We start from the raw sequence: 19093 nt of genomic DNA, 5'->3' as shown, positions 1-19093 counted from the left end.
CTTAAACCAAAACCAGCTCACCGCTCTGCCTGCAGAAATTGGGCAGATGTCCGAGCTGGCACGGCTTAGCTTAAATCAAAACCAGCTCACCGCTTTGCCTGCAGAAATTGGGCAGCTGTCTAATCTGCATGCGCTTAAATTAAATCAAAACAAGCTCACCAGCCTTCCTGCAGAAATCGGGCAGCTGTTTAATCTGCATGCGCTTAAATTAAATCAAAACAAGCTCACCAGTCTGCCTGTAGGAATAGGACAACTGTTTTATCTTACCAAGCTTGAATTAGCGGAAAATCCTTTGAAAGATATTGCAGAAAAGATAAGGCAGCGTTTTCAATTGTAGAATGGCCTTAAGTACTTTTTAAATTGGGGTGAGCTAGAATGAAATAAAAAATTTTTAGCCATCTTATCTTTAAACAAGTCATCCGCTTTCCTTCCCGCAAATAAGTAAGCTTAAGCTAAGCTACACATTTATAACCTACACATTTATAATGACAAGAAGTTTCTCTCTTTTTCTGCAGATTGCTAGGCTTGGAGAACAACTTTCTTTGGTAGGAAGAAGCTAGGCGTATTGTATTCCATCATGCGGTAGAAGAATTAAAACAAGGCACCAAAAAGAGCCGTTTTTCTCAAATAAGGCAAAGAATCAATCTCATTCTTTTAGCCAAACCAAAATTGCCGCGTCACTTAATCCCCAAAACCTGTGGCTGCTTTTAAATGCTTGGAAGGTGCCCCCTCTTTCCTTAAATCTATCTTGGATTAAAGCGCGGGTAGATTATCGGTGAGTGGTATTCCTTGATAAGGATACGAATTCGTTTGACTTGCTTTTTTAATTTTTTTATATTGTCTTTAAAAAAAATGCTGAAAACGTTGTCACTACCCAAGGAAATAAAATGCATTCTCTCTCTTCGGCCTCTATTGAAAGCTTGCCTAATGAGTTGCTGCTCCCTATCTTAGAGGCTTGCGCAGTTCCTTCCTTATTTAGCGTCTGTAAAAGATGGCGTCATCTGCTGGCCTCTGAAGTGATGCCTTCTCTTTATAAAAAAATAGGTAAAGTACATGTTTCCCCAGGGGATATTAGCAAGCAGGCTTTTATTTTAGATATGATTTATAAGCTGGATGATAGGCTTTCTGAAGGAGAAAAAGCTAAGGCAATCTTTAAGCAAATCTTTACTTTAGCCAAGTCTTTTTCTCCTTTAGAATTTAAAGAGAACACAGAAGAAAAAAGAGGCTTAACACTGGATAATTACTCTTCTTATCTCTTAAATATTAATCGCCTTTTACTTTGGAAAAGACTTCCTGATGGGGAAGAATACTTGAGCCGAGAAGAAATTAAGCACTTGCCTCTAGAAAAGAAAGGAGAGCTATTCAGAGATTGGATTGAAGAAAATTGTAAAAACATCACGTCCTTAGCTTTATCTGGAGTAGGCTTGACTTGTTTACCCCCAGAAATATGCCAGTTATCTAAGCTGCAAGCGCTTGACTTAAACCAAAACCAGCTCACCAGCCTGCCTACAGAAATCGGGCAGCTATCTCAGCTGCGAAGGCTTGACTTAAATCAAAACCAGCTCACCGCTCTACCTACAGAAATCGGGCAGCTATCTCAGCTGCGAAGGCTTGACTTAAATCAAAACCAGCTCACCGCTCTGCCTGTAGAAATCGGGCAGCTGTCTCAGCTGCAAGAGCTTTACTTAAATCAAAACCAGCTCACCACTCTGCCTGTAGAAATCGGGCAATTGTCTCAGCTGCAAAGGCTTGAATTAAATAAAAACCAGCTCTCCAGCCTGCCTGAAGAAATCGGGCAGCTATCTCAGCTCCGAGGGCTTGATTTAAGCCAAAACCAGCTCACCAGCCTGCCTGCAGAAATCGGGCAGCTATCTCAGCTCCAAGGGCTTGGTTTAAGCCAAAACCAGCTCACCAGCCTTCCTGCAGAAATCGGGCAATTGTCTCAGCTGCAAACGCTTGAATTAAATCAAAACCAGCTCACCAGTCTGCCTGTAGAAATCGGGCAGCTGTCTCAGCTGCAAGAGCTTTACTTAAATCAAAACCAGCTCACCACTCTGCCTGTAGAAATCGGGCAATTGTCTCAGCTGCAAAGGCTTGAATTAAATAAAAACCAGCTCACCAGCCTGCCTGCAGAAATCGGGCAGCTGCCTAAGCTGGGAGTGCTTAACTTAAATCAAAACCAGATCACCGCTCTGTCTACAGAAGTCGGGCAGCTGTCTCAGCTTACCAAGCTTGAATTAGCGGGAAATCCTTTGAAAGATATTGCAGAAAAAATAAGGCAGCGTTTTCACTTGCAGAGTGGCCGTAAGTAATTTTTAAATGGGGGTGAGCTAAAATGAAATAAAAAACTTTTGGCCATCTTATCTTTAAACAAGTAATCCGCACTTAAATCAAAACCAGCTCTCCATTCTGCCAGCAGAAATCGGGCAGATATCCAAGCTGCAAAAGCTCCACTTAAGTGGCAACCTGCTTACCATCCTTCCTATCATCTTATGTGCGGGTATAGATCCTTTGGTGCCTCCAAGAAGAGGAGGAAGGCTAAGTCGAGAGGCGGACAAACCCTCGATGAAAAAAAAGAAAGGATGCTTTAAAAATCATTCAAGGCTTAGGAGGAGACGATGAGGAGGCCAGGCAGCTCTGGAAGAAGCTTTGCGGCTATCACAGAAGATTGCTTGCCGAAACGGCGATGTACCGCTTTAAAAGAAGCTTTGGAGGAGACTTTCCCCCTAGGAAATTAGCCTATCAACAAGCAGAATTATATGCCAAATCCTTGGTTATGAACAAGAGGACAAAACTTGAAATGCCCAAGGCAATGGGTGCTAACTTATGTGATATATCTTTAGAGGAGCTATTAGATCATTTACGCAACAAGGCCCCTAAATCATCAATTTTTTCCTTTGAAATTTATTTAGCAATATTAAAAATGGGTTAAAAGTCCTAGCATTAAAAGCAATTTGGGCAAGTCTTAATGGAAATGGCTAAAAGAAAAAGGAAACTTTATCTTCTATTTTAGAAACAATCATTAAAGCATGGGTGAAGGGCAAAGGAAATTTTTGTAGGCATGAGGCTAAAAATGCTAGCGAAGGGGAGAAACGATAGTCTAGAAGGACTTCATCAGAGTTCTTAAGTTACAAAAAATTAAAAAAATTTAATAAAAGCTTTAAAATTGGCTAGAAAAAGTGCCGGAGGAGTCTAAAAAGAGCAATAGCCAAAATTTTTCCTCGTTAGTTGTTGCTAAGGATTTTTTTAACGCCCTTTCCTTGCCAAATAGAGGAATGAAATAATTAGTGCATTTTCTGTTAGGGAGGGTTATGTTTTGCATAAAATGAAGCACACTGTCATCATGCTAATTTTATTTTTCTAGATAGAAAACTTCCTAATTTTAGACTAGCGACTAACCTTAAAATGAATGAGATTAATAATGAAAATTGAATTTAAAGTTCCTTCAATGGGAGAGTCTATTTCTGAAGCAACTGTAGTTAATATCATTAGACCCTCTGGTTCACATGTAGGAATTGAGGATGAAATCCTTGAGTTAGAGACTGATAAAGTCAATCAGATGGTATATGCTCCTCAAAGGGGGGTAATCCATTTTAACATACAACTCCACGATAAAGTTAGCATCGGGCAGGTTTTAGGATATATTGATACTGAAGCTTCCATTGAATCTTTAGAGCTTGGCGCCCCACCCCAGCAATTTTTACCTTCTTTACCAGCTACGGTAGTAAACCCTAAAGAATCCTTTAAAAGCATGCGTTACCAAAAAGAGGATTTTATTAAAGAGCTTAAAGAAGAAGGTCAAAAAAGATCTCTTCCTTCTCTTTCTGAGCAGGAATCTCTTGCTTGGTCTTTCCATCCGCAGCAATCGCATGGCAATAAGGACTTTACCCAAAAAGCCTCAGTTTCTCAGGTCGCCCAGGTAGAAAATACAGCCACAATGCTGACAATATTTAATGAAGTAGATCTGTCACAGATTATCCACCTACGTGACAGATACCAAAAATCTTTTATTAAAAAATATGAAATTGAGCTAGGTTTAATCTCTTTCTTTGTTAAAGCTTGCGTGGCTGCCTTGCCTCAATTTCCCTCTATTCATTCGTATCTTAAAGAAGAGCAAAGCGTTCAGGACTCCTCTTACGAAATGGGTATAGCTGTGGAAACCGAGCAGGGTGTCGTGGTACCACTCCTTTGCCAGGGCGATAAGCTTTCTTACGCAGAGATTGAAAGGACTATCGAAAAGCTTACCCATCAGGCTTATGAAGGCTCTCTTTCTGTAGGAGACCTTCATACAGGCAGCTTTGCCATCACTGATGCTGGCCTCTATGGCTCTATGTTTTCTACTCCTCTTCGTACCGGTAACCAAAGAGCTATTTTAGCCCTACACAATATTATTAAACGTCCTATTGTTGTTGACGATCAAATTACCATCCGACCTATCATGCATTTAGCTTTAAGCTATGATTCTCGCTTTGTTAGAGGTAAAGAAGCTGCTGCTTTCCTAGCTTATTTAAAAGGTATTTTAGAATGCCCTGCGGTTATGCTCCTTGGGCTATAAGCAAATAATTTAGGATTTTAAAGAGAGAGTAAGGAAGAATTAAGGGTAAAGGATTGGTAGCTTTTGTAAAACTCTCATTAGATCTCTACTAAAACAGTAGAAGAGCTATAAAAGCAACCAATAAAAATTGGCGGAGATTTAGCAGGCAAGCTAGCAACTGCTGCTTTTCCTGATAAGGCCCTTTTTATTGCAAAAAAGTCTATTATTGAAATAAAAGTAAAAGAAAAAAAACAGGCGGCTGGCATGAAACAATTCGATGTAGTAGTAATAGGGGCTGGACCAGGCGGTTACGTGGCAGCCATACGTGCAGCTCAATTAGGAATGAAGGTAGCCTGTATAGAAAAGGCCCAAACGCTAGGAGGTACTTGTTTAAATGTGGGCTGTATTCCTTCTAAAACCTTACTACAGTCTACAAGATATTGGGAATGGCTTGAAAAAGAGAGTAAAGGCCTAGGAATAGAATATAATGAAATAAAAGTTAATTTTGAAACGATGATGCAACGTAAAGCAAAGGTGGTATTTAGCCTTACAGAGGGGATAACGGGCCTATTTAAAAAAAATAAGGTGGAAAGCATCAGAGGTACAGCCAAATTTGTGGATTCCCATCTGGTTGAAGTAACAGATAATGGCCGCATAGAGAAGATAAAAGGTAACTATTTTATTCTAGCCACAGGATCAGAAGCCGTAGCATTGCCTTTTTTAGCTTTTGATGAAAAGAAAATTATCTCCTCTACAGGGGCCCTAAGCTTGGAAAAAGTGCCCAAACAAATGGCAGTAATTGGGGCAGGGGCGATTGGAGTGGAGATGGCCTCAATTTATCGCCGCCTAGGTACTCAAGTTCATATCATTGAAAGGGCAGAAGAAATATGCCTAGCTATGGATCCAACGATTAGAAAACTTTTGTTAAGGGGATTAAAACAACAAGGAATAAAATTTCATCTTTCGGCTCAACTTCAATCCGCAAAATATGAAAGAGAAGGAGTAACTATTGAATTTGAAGAGGGGGACGAAAGGAAAAATTTACATACCGATCTCTTGCTAGTAGCTGTGGGAAGAAAGCCTCATACAGAAGGACTCGGCTTAGAGCAAATGGGTATAAAAAAATCAAGCAGAGGAACATTAAATATTGATAAGTTTTTCAGGACCAGCCTACCGCATATTTTTGCCATTGGTGACATTGTGGATGGCCCTATGCTAGCTCATAAGGCTTCAGATGAAGGCATAGCCGTTGCTGAGATCATAGCTGGAAAGGCAGCCTATGTTAATTATATGGCTCTTCCTCATGTGGTTTATACTCATCCCGAAGCTGCGGCCGTGGGGCTCAACGAGACAGAAGCACGAGAAGCTGGATTAGAGGTGATGGTAGGTACTGCTTTTTTTAAAGGAAACGCTAGAGCACGCTGCATGGGCGAGAGTGAAGGAATAGTAAAGATCATTGGCGATAAGAAATCAGAAAGGGTGGTTGGGTTGCACATATTAGGCTCGCATGCCTCAGAAATGATTGAAGAAGGAGCTCTGGCAATCCAAAAGAAAGTTACCTTAGAAGATATTGCTCGCTTATCTCATTCCCATCCAACTTTAACAGAGGCTATCAAGGAAGCTGCTATGGATGCCTTAGGTTATGCTATGCATTAGCAAAAAAGTAAACACGGTTGGTGATTTCGCAGATAAGATGAAAGGATGTTTAAACCTTTCCTGTTGTGCATTTCACCCTACAGGTCATTTCCATCCCTATTTTCCTATATAAAAATTTCAACAGTAATTGTTTTTTTATCTCTTCAAAATTATTCTAAAATTTTAAGCCTTGGGTCATACCATCCAAATAAGCTCTATGGATAGTTTAAAAAGGGAAGTAACCCTTAAAAGCTGGCTCTTTCCTTAAGAACAAAGTTTTTTATTAAAGATATATTTGCATAAGGAGCTGCTCACAAGCGTATAGTTAGGTAAAATAGGCTTAGGCTATATTTCTGAGGATGCGCAAAAAATTGTAAGCAATTGCAAGGAATTAGCCCAATATCTTATTTCTTAATCAGCTCCTTTTCTACGATAGCTTAAGAATGTAGATAAGGTTTTAAAGCACCAGCGGGTAGTCTTCTAAGAATTATTTCAACTTTATGCATGACCACCTATACAAGCCTTGTTGTTTTTATTCAAACAGCACAGGATAACTACTTCCCAGGAAAAAATATTTTGGCTTTTTTCTATCGATATCAATCAAAACAAGTCTCTTAAAAGATATTTAAAGGGCTTTTAGCAGAGATAAAAGCTAAGTTGAAAAAGTTATCTAAATCCAATTGATATTTAGTAGCCATCCAAGCTAAGCTCTTTTTGTTTGGAGCCTTTATAGTATGGCATTTTCTTATTTATTCTTTTCTATAGGTGCATTTTTTGCAATGACTGCAGTCATTTTAGGTGCTTTCGGGGCTCATGCTTTAAAGCAGAAAATTTCTAAAGAAAGGCTGGTTACTTTTGAAGTAGGCGTTCGTTATCAAATGTACCATGCTTTAGGATTAATTCTATTAGCCTTAGCGCCTCAGCATCTTTCAGGGGTTTTACTTGAAACGGCTGGTTGGTTATTTACCGTCGGCATTATTGTATTTTCCGGAAGTTTGTATTATATGGCTTTATCCGGCAATGCATTAGCAGGGCGGATAACTCCTCTTGGCGGCTTGATTTGGATTATAGCCTGGTTTTGTGTCTGTTATGCACCTTTAAAAAGTTAATCCTCTCTCCTTAGTAGTTTAATTTATGCTCGTTAAAAAAGTTACGTTGAAAGTCGGTAAAGAAAAAGCTATTTTAAATCGCCATCCATGGATTTTTTCAGGAGCTGTCGCTCATCTGCCTCAAAATTTATGTGGAGAGATTCTTCCTGTTTATTCCCATCATGGTGATTTACTAGGCAGTGCTTATTTCAATTCAAAAGCAAAAATTTTTGGGCGGATGCTCTCTTTTGGAAGTCAGCCTCCCTTAGAAGCTTTTAGAAATAATTTAGAATTAGCTACCGCTTTGCGCACCAAGTTTTTCTCTTCTGACACCACGGCCTATCGTTTAATCAATGGTGAAGGTGATTTTCTACCAGGACTCATCATCGATCGGTATGAGAAAGGATTTGTGGTGCAGATATCGACTTTAGGAATGGAAAATCTTAAGCCTTACTTATTGGATTATCTTATAGAGACCTTTCAACCCACATTTATTTATGAAAAATCTTTACTGCTTTCTCGAAAAGAAGAAGGCATGAAAGCCACAGAGCAGTTGCTGTATGGAAAATTAGAAGAGGAAGTAAGCATTCGCGAGAATGGAATAAAATTCTTAGTCAATCCTGTGCAAGGGCAAAAAACAGGCTTTTTTTTAGATCATCGTGAGATGCGTGCACAGGTTAAGAACCTGTCCAAAGATAAACGTGTTTTAAATTGTTTTGCTTATACGGGTGGATTTAGTATCTATGCAGCTGCAGGCGGAGCTACTCAAGTAGATTCTGTCGATATTTCTAAGGTAGCTTTAAACCTTGCCCACAAGAATGCAGAGTTGAATGGTGTTTCTTCTTACATGCACTTTTATCCTAAAGACGTTTTTCAATTTTTAAGAGAGTCCTCTTTGGATTACAATTTGATTATCTTGGATCCTCCCGCCTTTGCCAAACATCGCAAAGATATTATTCCCGCTTGCAGAGGGTATAAAGATATCAATCGTATAGCCTTACAAAAAATGCCTTCTCAAAGCTTATTGTTAACATCATCCTGTTCCTATTATGTTAACGATCAGCTCTTTCAAAAAGTTGTTTTTCAAGCGGCAGTTGAAGCCAGGCGCCAAGTGCGTATTATTGGCAGACACCGCTTAGGGATCGATCATCCTCTTAATATTTATCATCCAGAAGGAGATTATCTAAAAAGCCTGTGGCTATATGTAGAATAAAACTTATTTAGCCAAATATAAAAGCTTTAGAGGAGAGATAACAAGCGGCAGTAAGCTTATGTTTTATTAAGCAATCTATTAAATTTAAAATTTGGCGAATGAAAATCCTTATAATTTCCTAAGATCAATAGCTTTTATTAATGACATGCTGGTCTCAAGAGCGTTTATAAGCTGCTAGGAATAATTCATTTTTGTACATTAAGAGCCTGAAAGTTCCTTTAAACTTTGTTTCATTCATGCCAAGTGGTATTCAGGGGGCTTTAAGAGGTGAACTTTTAAGAGTTTTACTAGAAGAGTTTTTAAAGTATAAGTAATTCTACTCTTGCTGGGATATCCATCAATGTAGATAATGAGACCATAAGAAAAATTACTTCTATTAATCCGCACTGCAATCAGACAGGACAGAACAGTTGACTATGTGGTATAATCAAAAATTTTTCAGTAATGCTCTATCAAGTTTAGTGATCCTGCTAACATTATTTATAGGCTTTCAGCTTTTCCCTTTCTTTAAATTAGTTTTTCAGTTTGTTACCACCCTTTTGCTGCCTGTAATTATTGCCGGCTTATTTTATTATATCTTCCGCCCTATTGTCAGATATCTTGACCAAACTAAGATCCCTCGTTATTTGATTATCATTTTTATTTACTTGTTCGTGATGGTAGCCGGTAGCCTGTTGATTAGTATTGTTTGGCCTTACATTGAGAAACAAATCACAGCTTTTAGATCTTTTCCTCAACAAAAGCTTAAGGAAGTAGAAAACAAAACTGTAGACCTAATGAATGTATTTAACTTTTATTCTCTCTCTCCCGAGCAGCTAAGAAATTTATTTTATCATTATCTTCAAGAAATCACGCAATGGGCTAGCGGAGGAATCGTGAGCAGTATAAGCTCTTTAACCACGGTCGCCTCTTATTTCATTATCACTCCTTTTATTTTGTATTATTTTTTAAAAGATGATCAGCATGCTTCCGAGAAATTTATAAGCCATGTGCCTTTTGTCTATAGAGAAAGAGTCACAAAGGCGTTAAATGATATAGATGAAATATTATCTAGCTATATCAGCGGGCAGATAATCATTGCTTTTATAGTAGGTGTTTTAGTTTTTATCGGCTATTGGGGAATTGGGTTAGATTATGCATTTTTACTTGCCCTAATCGCAGGCCTTTTTAATTTAATTCCTTTTTTTGGAACTCTTATTTCGACATTACCCGCTTTACTTGTAGGATTAACCTCCACTCCTTTTATGGGCTTAAAAGTGCTAGCAATCGTTTTGATTGTCCATTTAATAGATTTAAACTTTATCTCGCCACGGATTGTAGGAAAGCGTTTGAATATCCATCCTATTACAATTATTATCCTTTTAGCTACAAGTGCTTCATTGTTTGGCTTTTGGAGCCTTTTTTTTATTGTGCCACTCTATGCTATCCTCAAAACGCTGAGTATAGACCTTTGGGAAAGAAATATAGCCGAAAAAATGGCTGTTTAGCTTAAACGAATGGATATTATCCATTTAGGTGTGCTTTTAAATAATATTTGCAAAAGAGCTGTATATTTTTTAACATTTAATATACAGATCAAATTAAACATGAATGTCAATCTAAATAAATCAAGGAGAACCTCGATGAAAAATCTTTTCAAACTATCTTTAGCTACTATGACTGTTCTAGCTGGCGCTTCTATGCTGCATGCGCAAGCTGTAACTTCACAGGAGGGGCTTTCTAACCTAGAAAAATCCTCTTATCTTAACTCTGCTCCTTCCCAGACAGAAATAAAAAATTCTTCTGTGAATACAAGCGGTGTTCAAACTCCAGGACATTCTGCTGGCCAAACTTATACACAACCATCTAATCTTCCAAGACACTCGGACGCTAAGATTAGTTATAGTGAAACAAAAAAAACTGCTGCTTGGACAGATGGAGATATTTCCCAAAAAATTCGTTGGGCGATTAAAGATGATAAGAAACTTTCCTCCTATGCTAAAACTGCAGAAGTTAGTGTAAACAATGGGAATGTGATTATAGCAGGCTCTGTAAATAGCGAAGATGAGAAAAATCATATCGCTTCAATAGCTCGTCAGGTTCCTGGCGTGAAAAGTGTGTCAAATAACCTTGTAATTGCAAACAGCAAATAATGAGTGTATGCTGCTAGGGAAAGTTAGGCTTGAACTAGCAGCATTTTTTCCAAAGAAATCAAGGAATAAAAAATGGATAGTCATGTGATTTATGCAGTTTGTGCCGTGTCAGCTACGTTAATATTTAGTATTATAGCTTTTTTCTTAGTTAAAGCTCTTAAAGCCGTGCTCGAATCCGTTCAACATGTTAATTCCAGCCTATTTCGAATGGAAAATAAAATCGAGCCCCTGGTTCAAGAAACCTTACGACTCTTAGAAAACTCTAATAAGATTGCAATAGCAACTCAAGATAAGCTCTCTGACTTAAATCCCATTTTAGATTCTATCAACCATGTGAGCGCAGCAGTCAATAAAGTCACTCAATCATTTAATGACAATGAAGATGAAAAATCATGTAATCTTTATCACATTGAGAAAAAAAATGATTGGAATGAAATTGTAGGTGATTTGATAAAATTGTCTACAATAGGAGTCAAAACCTGGCAAAAAATAAAAAAAGGGAGATAATTATGGTTAAAGTTAAACCCCGCAATAAAAAGCCCTTAACCCCTCCAGAACCTTCTACAAATGAGCACGTCTCTAACATTGCTTTAGGAGCTGCCGCAGGATGCCTCATTGGTGCAGCTGCTGCTTTATTCTTTGCTCCAAAGCCTAAGGGTCATAAGTTTACAAGAGCGCTTGATTCTATGTATGATCAAGTCAGTGATACGGCTCAAGAGTATGCTCATGAAGCAATGGAAAAAGGGCATAAAATTTATGATAATGCTAAAGATTCCATCGATCATATTTGCCATGCTGCTTCCGATGCTTTTTCAAGCTATAGTACTAATAGAAACATTGTGCTTGGCATTATTGGAGCAGGATTGATCGGAGCCTCAGCCGTATATGCTTTATCCCAACAGTCTTCAGAAGAGGAAGAAGGGCTGGTAGATAAAATAAAAGCGTGCAATTGGTTAGATGTAGCCAAATTTGTTGCCGACAAATTTTCTGGTAAAAGCCAGGAGGAGGATGACTCCGAAGACAATGAAGAGCACTATCACCCTGTTCATCGGATGATGGATTGGGCAATGACCGGTCTTAATATCTGGCAGGAGATGAAAAAAAGGAGGTAGCTTGTGCGTAACACCCCCGGCATAGTTTTAGGTGCTTTGGTGGGCGCAGGGCTTGCTAGTGCATGTGCTCTTCTCCCTTTTCGACAGCAAGTAAAGAAAAAGCTTAATCATCAAACAAAAGAGGGGAACATAAAAGGAAAGCCCTATGCTAAAGAAACTTTTTTAAACAAAGTTTCTCCTTTTACAGCGGTAGCTATCCCCTCCACTGTTAAGGCCTTTGCGGAAGGAACGGTTATAGGCCTAGTGCTAGGCATTAGCTGTGCTGTGCTGTTAACGCCCCAAAGTGGCCGGCAACTACGTAAAGAACTAAGGAATAAATGTCAGCGTATGCTAACTAAAAAGCCTGATTTTATTCCTTCTTCTGACCTCACTCCAGCGCCTCCAAGGCGGACTAAAAAAGTGAATCAAGTTGTTGAGAATAAAAAGAAAAAGCGTTCTTCGCCTAAATGAATAAGTAAAAAGTAAAGCATAAAGTTAAACGCTCTTTAACTTTATGCTTTACTCCTTTCTAGTCGCTTTTCAATAAAAATTCAAGAACTGAAGGATCAGCTAAAGTGCTTATATCTCCCAGTTCATCTACATTACCTTCTACCACTTTTCTTAAGATCCGACGCATAATCTTGCCGGAGCGAGTTTTAGGTAAAGCATCAATAAATCGAATGTAGTCAGGAACAGCAATAGGGCCAATCTCTTGGCGTACATGCTGCGCCAATTCTTTCTGTAAATCAGAATGGCTCTCTACATTGTCTTTAAGGATGACAAAGGCATATAAGCACTGTCCTTTGACCTCATCGGGTTTAGGGACTACAGCAGCTTCCGCTACAGCTGGATGGCTCACTAAAGAACTTTCGACTTCTGCTGTACCCATACGATGCCCAGAAACATTGACCACATCATCAATTCTTCCTAAGAGCCAATAATCGCCCTCCTCGTCTATCGAACACCCATCTCCACTAAAATAGACATTTTGGAAAGTTTTAAAGTAAGTATTAATAAATTGTTGATGATCTCCCCAAGTAGTGCGCATCATTCCTGGCCATGGTTGCTGAATACATAAGCATCCTCCTTCATCGACATCGCAAGGAGTTCCATCATCACGTAAAATAATAGGATCGATACCGAAGAAAGGTTTGGAAGCGCTTCCAGGCTTGGCTTCATGACAACCCGGTAGAGGGGAGAGCATGATGCCACCCGTTTCTGTTTGCCACCAAGTATCTATTACGGGGCAATTTTCTTGTCCAATATTTTCATAATACCACATCCATGCTTCTGGATTAATGGGCTCTCCTACAGTACCTAAAAGCCTTAAGCAACTAAGATCATAACCTTTTAGATAAGATTTTCCATAACGAATTAAGGCTCTAATGACTGTCGGAGCGGTATAAAAAATATTTACTTGAAATTTTTCAATAATTTTCCAAAATCTTCCTGCATCAGGGTAATAAGGGGTGCCTTCAAACATAAGCGTGGTAGCACCATTTGCCAAAGGACCATAAAGCACATAACTATGACCAGTAATCCACCCCAAATCTGCAGAACACCAATAAACATCCGAATCTTTAATATCAAAAATATATTTATGGCTTAAAGAGGCATACAGTAAATAGCCAGCTTGAGTATGAACCACTCCTTTGGGTTTACCAGTAGAACCGGAGGTGTATAGAATAAACAAAGGATCTTCAGCATTCATCGGTTCTGCAGGGCAAAATTGAGAAGCATTTTCCATTTCCTCTTCATACCAAATGTCGCGTCCTGCTTGCATTGAGCAAAGCTCATGCGTTCTTTGAACCACAATTACCGTTTCAATAGATGGAGTGGAGGCTAGCGCTTCATCGGCAATAGATTTTAAGTAGATTGGCTTACCTCCACGCAGGCTAGCATTTGCAGTTACTAGCAATTTACAAGAACAGTCATTCATGCGATGACTTAGGGCTTCAGCGCTAAAGCCTCCAAAAACTACCGAGTGAATAGCACCTATACGAGCACAAGCTAGTACGGCGACCGCGATTTCTGGAATCATGGGTAGGTAAATGCATACTCGGTCACCTTTATTAACGCCCCATTTCTTAAGAACATTAGCAAAACGGCAGACTTGGATATGCAGCGTCTGATAATCCCAAATTTTCGTTTCCTCTTCATTGTCTCCTTGCCAGATGATCGCAGGCTTTAACTTTCGATGCCCTTCTAAATGCCTATCTAAGCAATTATAGCAAAGATTGAGGATACCATCTTCAAACCAGGTATGATGGATAAGGTTACTGTTGGATTCCCAACTATAACGGGCCGCAAGGGTAGGCTTTTTAAACCAATCCAATGTATTTGCCTGTTCAAGCCAAAATTCATTGGGATGATGAATAGACTTTTGATACATTTCTGTATATTGAGACAGATCCTTCATATGCGCCTGATTCACAAATGACTGAGGAGGAGTAAATTTGCGTTTATCATGATAAAAGGTCTCTACAGGGGCTAATGTTTTATTGTTATGCATATAATGTCCTAAAAATATTAAGGTTGTAAATATACCAAAAGAGCTACCAAGCGTGAAGTAATTTTTTATAATCTATGCATATCCCTAGCTTATTTTATTAAAAAATCTGACCTTAACATGATAAACATGCTCTCCTAGCACACATACACTGTAATAATTGGGGGGAGGGGGGGCGCTTTTTGTTAAGAGGATAAATATTTAGAGGAAAAGGAGGAATGAACAGGATAATTACCTTAGATTAAGAAAATTATAGGGGAGTGCGTGATTTATTTTAAAAGATATAGGGATAAATCAATGCGATTATAACTATCGGTTAGCCCTAAAGAGTACCTTAGTTTTTTTTTAAATGGGCTTTTTATGTGAATAATAATTATATTTTTTGACAAACTTGTCTTGTCTTTTCACAGAAGAGTAGAATATGAATGGATCTTTAGCTGGTGAGCAAACTTTTCGAATGGCTGTGGAGAATTATTTGGGTAAGGCAAAGTTTTCATGAAGCCTCTCAGGGCGGGCAAAAAACCTATCTAAATAATAAGAAAATTAAGCTTATATCTTATTTCTAAAAGCAAACCAAGCTGCGAACGAAGCAAAGCAGAGTTTGCGGCTGCAATAATTTATACCTAAAGACATTCAATATATCACTTCCTGAAAAATTTGCTCTAACAATCCGGGCTAGCTAAATGTAAAATTGTTGACTACTTAAGAAAGAAAAAACAGCCTGGTTCAGCACCTAATTGGCAACATGTTAAAGCAAAAAAAAATAGATGTTTCAGATGGGCTAATTACTCCTTATATCTTGTAAAGATTAGTCATCTTTTGACCTAAAAAAATTGGTGGAAAGAAATATTTAGTCACAAAAAGAAATCAAGTTCTGACTTTAAAATAAGAAGAAAGTTTTTCAGCGAATGGAGTGAAAGGCATGGCAAAAATGTTATGAGGTAAGATTTAAGAGAAGTTAGGTTAATTTCTTTATCCCCATGAGATAAGGCAACTATCGCAGCTGCAGGGGCTTTATTGATTTAAATTTTATATTTTTTATCATCGACATATACTTGAGAAAGAGTAATCAATGGTTTGAGCAAGAGTAGAAAACTTACTGAAGCTTGCTACTACGATCTTCTTAAAATTAGCTCAAAAGGTTTCAATAGGGCTTAAATCTGGAAAATAAGGCGACAAAAATAAAATCTCACACCCTGCCTTTTTGATAGGCTCATGAGTGGTTTGCGATCTATGGAAGGTAGCATTACCCCTAATTAGAACTTGCCCCGCTTTAAGTTCGGGTATCAATGTTTTTTCTAGCCAGAAGTTAAATAAAAGACAATTACAGGTACTTGTATAACAAAAAGGAGCTACCATCTAGGAGTTCCATTTAGCTGCTATAAAGCTTTCTGTAGCAAATGAACGACCTGCTAGAGCACCATAAATCTTTTCTCCTAGAGGTGATCTTGCATGCTGGCGCTGTAAGTAGGCATTCATCCCGCTTTCATCTATGTAAATTCTATTTTCTTCCGAAATATTTTCTAGCTTTTGTCTAAATTCCTCTCGCTTACCCTCATCTCTTTCCTTATAGAAGGGTGTATTTTTTTCAAAGTGATTTTCAGTCTTTTACAGGCATAAAAAACTGCAGCTGTTGTCACTCCGAATTCCTCAGCTATTTCCCTAAGGTATGCATCGGGAGTTTGTTTTATATATAGTTTTAGCTTTTCACTATCTATTTTAGTGGGGCTCTGCCGTCTTTTTTTAGGAGCTAGATTACCTTGTTTTTTCCGCTTAATCCAGTTTGTTAACGTACGAGCTGCTACGCCAAACACCACACTAGCTGTGGCGATTGTGCCGCCATTCTCTATATACTTCAAAGCTTTTTTTCTTAAATTGTGTGAATATACCATGCCAATTGATTATACATATATTCACAGAAAAATAGAATTTAAATAATTATAGCTTAATTTTTCTTTCAGAAGTATAGCAGCTGCAAACGCTTGGCTCAAACGATAACCAGCTTACTAATCTTTCTAAGGATATAAGTCAGTTGCATGATTATCTGCCTCTTAATTTGGACGGAAATCCGCTGCTAAGCATTCCAAGTAAAATAAAGCAAAGTTTTCACCTCTCGTTAAAAAGTTTGCTTCTACTTCATCTAATAGGTTAAAGAAAAGAAGCGGCATGTTTAGAAGACTTTAAGGATATGATAAACTTCTTAGATCATCAAAAAATATTAACGTCTAATAAAAGAAGACGAAGAATTTCCAAAAGCTTTTTATAGCCCTCTATTTTTAAGTTTAAAGGCTAAGAATTTGTCTCTAAAATCTTTTTGTACATTTTGGATTGTTCATGTATATAATGTCCTAAAAAAACGGCTGAAAATATGAATAATTAAAAGAAGGACATATAATGAATCCTAGCTCTTCTATCAGCATTGAGCATTTACCTAATGAGGTACTCTCCTCGATTTTGGAGTATTGTCCTACGCCTGGCTTACTTAGAGTATGTACTAGATGGCGCCATCTGCTAGCTACTGAAGTCATGCCTTCTTTTTATAAGCAAATAGGTGAAATACATGTTCCTCAAGGAGATATTAGCGAGCAAGCCCTTATTTTAGATAAGCTTTATAAGCTAGAAGCTGAGCTTCCTGTGGTAGAAAAAGTCATAGCAATCTTTAAGCAAATCTTTACTTTAGCTAGTTCTCTCTCTCCGTTAGAATTAGAATTTAAATGGAAAACCGAGGAAAAGAGATATCTTACCCTGGCTAACTACTCCTCTTATCTTGTAAATATTAATCGCCTCTTAATTTGGAAAGAAATTCCTGGTGGAAAGGAATACTTAGACCAAGAAGAAATCAAGTATTTGCCTTTAGCAAAAAAAGGAGAGCTTTTTAGAGATTGGATTGAAAGGCATGGCAAAGTTATTACGAGCTTAAATTTAACAGAAATTGGTTTGACCTTTTTACCTGCAGAGATAGGGCAGCTATCGCAGCTGGAAGTGCTTTACTTAAATGATAACCAGCTTACTTCCCTTCCCGTGGAGATAGGGCAGCTGTCTCAGCTGCAATACCTTTACTTAAACAATAACCCGCTAACCTCCCTTCCTGCAGAGATAGGGCAGCTATCGCAGCTGCGAACGCTTTTCTTAAGCGACAACCAGCTTACTTGCCTTCCCGCAGAGATAGGGCAGCTGTCTCGGCTGAGAAATCTTGGTTTAAGCAGAAACCAGCTTATCTCTATTCCCGCAAAGATAAGGCAGTTACCTCAGCTGCAAACGCTTGGCTTAGACAATAACCAACTTACTTCCCTTCCCCTAGAAATAGGGCAGCTATCTCAGCTGCAATACCTTTACTTAAACAATAACCGGCTTACTTCCCTTCCTGCAGAGATAGGTCAGCTATCTCACCTGCAAACGCTTAGCTTAGAAAATAACCAGCTTACTTCCCTTCCCGTAGGAATAGGACGGCTTTCTCAGCTTCAAGGGCTTTACTTGCAGAATAATCAGCTTACTTCCATCCCTGCAGAGATAGGGCAGTTACCTCAGCTGCAAACGCTTAACTTAGAAAATAACCAACTAGCTTTCCTTCCAGCAGAGATAGGGCAGTTACCTCAGCTGCAAACGCTTGGTTTAGACAATAACCAGCTTACTTCCCTTCCCCTAGAAATAGGGCAGCTGTCTCGGCTGAGAAATCTTGGTTTAAGCAGAAACCAGCTTATCTCTATTCGCGCAGATATAGGTCAGCTATCTCAGTTGCAAACGCTTAACTTAAAAAATAACCAGCTTACTTCCCTTCCCGTAGGAATAGGGCAGCTTTCTAAGCTTCAAGGGCTTTACTTGCAGAACAATCAGCTTACTTTAATCCCTGCAGAGATAGGGCAGTTACCCCAGCTGCAAACGCTTAACTTAGAAAATAATCAACTTACTTCCCTTCCAGCAGAGATAGGGCAGCTATCTCAGTTGCAAACGCTTAGCTTAGAAAATAACCAACTTACTTTCCTTCCCGTAGGAATAGGGCAGCTTTCTAAGCTTCAAGGGCTTTACTTGCAGAACAATCAGCTTACTTTCATCCCCGCAGAGATAGGGCAGTTACCCCAGCTGCAAACGCTTAACTTAGAAAATAATCAACTTACTTCCCTTCCAGCAGAGATAGGACAACTTTTTCAGCTGCAATGGCTTTCCTTAAACAGTAACCAGCTTACCTTCCTTCCTGCAGAGATAGGACAACTTTTTCAGCTGCAATGGCTTTCCTTAAACAGTAACCAGCTTACCTTCCTTCCTGCAGAGATAGGGCAGTTATCTCAGCTGCAAGACCTTTTCTTCAGCAACAACCAACTTACCTCCCTTCCAGCGGAAATAGGGCAGCTTTCTCAGCTGCAAGAGCTTGACTTAAACAATAACCAGCTTATCTCTATTCCAGCAGAGATACAGCAATTATCGCAGCTGGAAGTGCTTTACTTAAATGACAACCAGCTTACTTGCCTTCCCGCAGAGATATGGCAGCTTTCTCAGCTGCAAGGACTTGACTTAAGCAACAACCAACTTATCTCCCTTCCTGCAGAGATAGGGCAGCTATCTCATCTGCAAGGACTTGACTTAAGCAACAACCAGCTAGCCTTCCTTCCTGCAGAGGTAAGGCAGCTATTGCAGCTGGAAGTGCTTTACTTAAATAATAACCAGCTAACCTTCCTTCCTGCAGAGATAAGGCAGTTACCTGAAAGGTTAAATCTTAATTTAAAGGAAAACCCGCTGCGAAGCATTCCAGATGAAATAAAGCAGCGTTTTCGGCTGTAGCTGGAAAGTTTGTATCTTCATCACCTAATATGTTAAAGGAACGAAGGGGTATGTTCAAAAGGTTTTAAGGATATAGATAAACCTCCTGGATCATCAAGAAACATTAACGCCTGAT

15 protein-coding genes are annotated in these 19093 nt (G+C 38.8%); 12 read left to right on the top strand and 3 right to left on the bottom strand.

Going from position 1 to position 19093, the window contains the following annotated elements; genetic code table 11:
- From DB42_RS07490 to DB42_RS07435, 11 genes are all read left to right on the top strand, one after another.
- The coding region (locus tag DB42_RS07490; RefSeq protein ID WP_368665349.1) for a leucine-rich repeat domain-containing protein at window positions 1-337 on the top strand (337 nt) is incomplete at its 5' end.
- Window positions 338-887: 550 nt separating this feature from the next.
- Window positions 888-2312 carry a leucine-rich repeat domain-containing protein gene (locus DB42_RS07485; protein WP_202965078.1) on the top strand — a complete coding sequence of 475 codons (1425 nt, stop codon included), beginning with the start codon at window positions 888-890 and terminating at the stop codon, window positions 2310-2312.
- Window positions 2313-3421: 1109 nt separating this feature from the next.
- Window positions 3422-4555 (top strand): 2-oxo acid dehydrogenase subunit E2, encoded by a 1134-nt coding sequence (locus tag DB42_RS07475; RefSeq protein ID WP_044882416.1) that lies wholly within the window; start codon window positions 3422-3424, stop codon window positions 4553-4555.
- Window positions 4556-4798: 243 nt separating this feature from the next.
- Window positions 4799-6190, top strand: coding sequence for a dihydrolipoyl dehydrogenase (gene lpdA, locus DB42_RS07470; RefSeq protein ID WP_044882415.1), 1392 nt, complete (start codon window positions 4799-4801; stop codon window positions 6188-6190).
- Window positions 6191-6903: 713 nt separating this feature from the next.
- Complete coding sequence (locus DB42_RS07465) at window positions 6904-7278, top strand: DUF423 domain-containing protein (RefSeq protein WP_044882414.1); 375 nt, start codon at window positions 6904-6906, stop codon at window positions 7276-7278.
- Window positions 7279-7303: 25 nt separating this feature from the next.
- Complete coding sequence (locus tag DB42_RS07460; RefSeq protein ID WP_044882413.1) at window positions 7304-8470, top strand: class I SAM-dependent rRNA methyltransferase; 1167 nt, start codon at window positions 7304-7306, stop codon at window positions 8468-8470.
- A 416-nt stretch (window positions 8471-8886) separates the two neighbouring features.
- Window positions 8887-9957, top strand: coding sequence for an AI-2E family transporter (locus DB42_RS07455; RefSeq protein WP_044882412.1), 1071 nt, complete (start codon window positions 8887-8889; stop codon window positions 9955-9957).
- Between the two features lie 135 nt (window positions 9958-10092).
- The gene (locus DB42_RS10555) at window positions 10093-10602 is read left to right on the top strand and encodes a BON domain-containing protein (protein ID WP_052436065.1); all 510 of its coding nucleotides are present in this window, start codon (window positions 10093-10095) and stop codon (window positions 10600-10602) included.
- Window positions 10603-10674: 72 nt separating this feature from the next.
- A complete protein-coding gene (locus tag DB42_RS07445; RefSeq protein ID WP_044882411.1) occupies window positions 10675-11109 on the top strand; it encodes a DUF948 domain-containing protein in 435 nt (144 codons plus the stop codon).
- Window positions 11110-11111: 2 nt separating this feature from the next.
- Entirely contained in the window at window positions 11112-11714 is a 603-nt protein-coding gene (locus DB42_RS07440; RefSeq protein ID WP_044882410.1) for a YtxH domain-containing protein, read from the top strand.
- 3 nt (window positions 11715-11717) lie between these two features.
- The gene (locus DB42_RS07435; protein ID WP_044882409.1) at window positions 11718-12164 is read left to right on the top strand and encodes a YtxH domain-containing protein; all 447 of its coding nucleotides are present in this window, start codon (window positions 11718-11720) and stop codon (window positions 12162-12164) included.
- Between the two features lie 58 nt (window positions 12165-12222).
- Here the strand turns inward: DB42_RS07435 and acs are convergent, their stop codons facing one another.
- The 3 genes from acs to DB42_RS07420 form a co-directional block, all read right to left on the bottom strand.
- Window positions 12223-14205, bottom strand: coding sequence for an acetate--CoA ligase (gene acs / locus DB42_RS07430; protein ID WP_044882408.1), 1983 nt, complete (start codon window positions 14203-14205; stop codon window positions 12223-12225).
- A gap of 1131 nt (window positions 14206-15336) precedes the next feature.
- A complete protein-coding gene (locus DB42_RS11880) occupies window positions 15337-15561 on the bottom strand; it encodes a transposase (RefSeq protein ID WP_052436064.1) in 225 nt (74 codons plus the stop codon).
- Between the two features lie 164 nt (window positions 15562-15725).
- A complete protein-coding gene (locus DB42_RS07420) occupies window positions 15726-16094 on the bottom strand; it encodes an IS630 transposase-related protein (protein ID WP_044882407.1) in 369 nt (122 codons plus the stop codon).
- A gap of 502 nt (window positions 16095-16596) precedes the next feature.
- On the opposite strand from DB42_RS07420, the gene DB42_RS07415 reads away from it, so the two are divergent.
- Window positions 16597-18978: a leucine-rich repeat domain-containing protein gene (locus DB42_RS07415; RefSeq protein ID WP_155117469.1), complete on the top strand. Its 2382-nt coding sequence runs from the start codon at window positions 16597-16599 to the stop codon at window positions 18976-18978.
- The last annotated feature ends 115 nt before the right edge of the window (window positions 18979-19093 follow it).

The sequence above is a fragment of the Neochlamydia sp. EPS4 genome (genome assembly GCF_000813665.1).
Lineage (GTDB): Bacteria > Chlamydiota > Chlamydiia > Chlamydiales > Parachlamydiaceae > Neochlamydia.
Note: the sequence above shows the minus strand (reverse complement) of the source record. Positions and strands in the feature narration are given on the sequence as shown.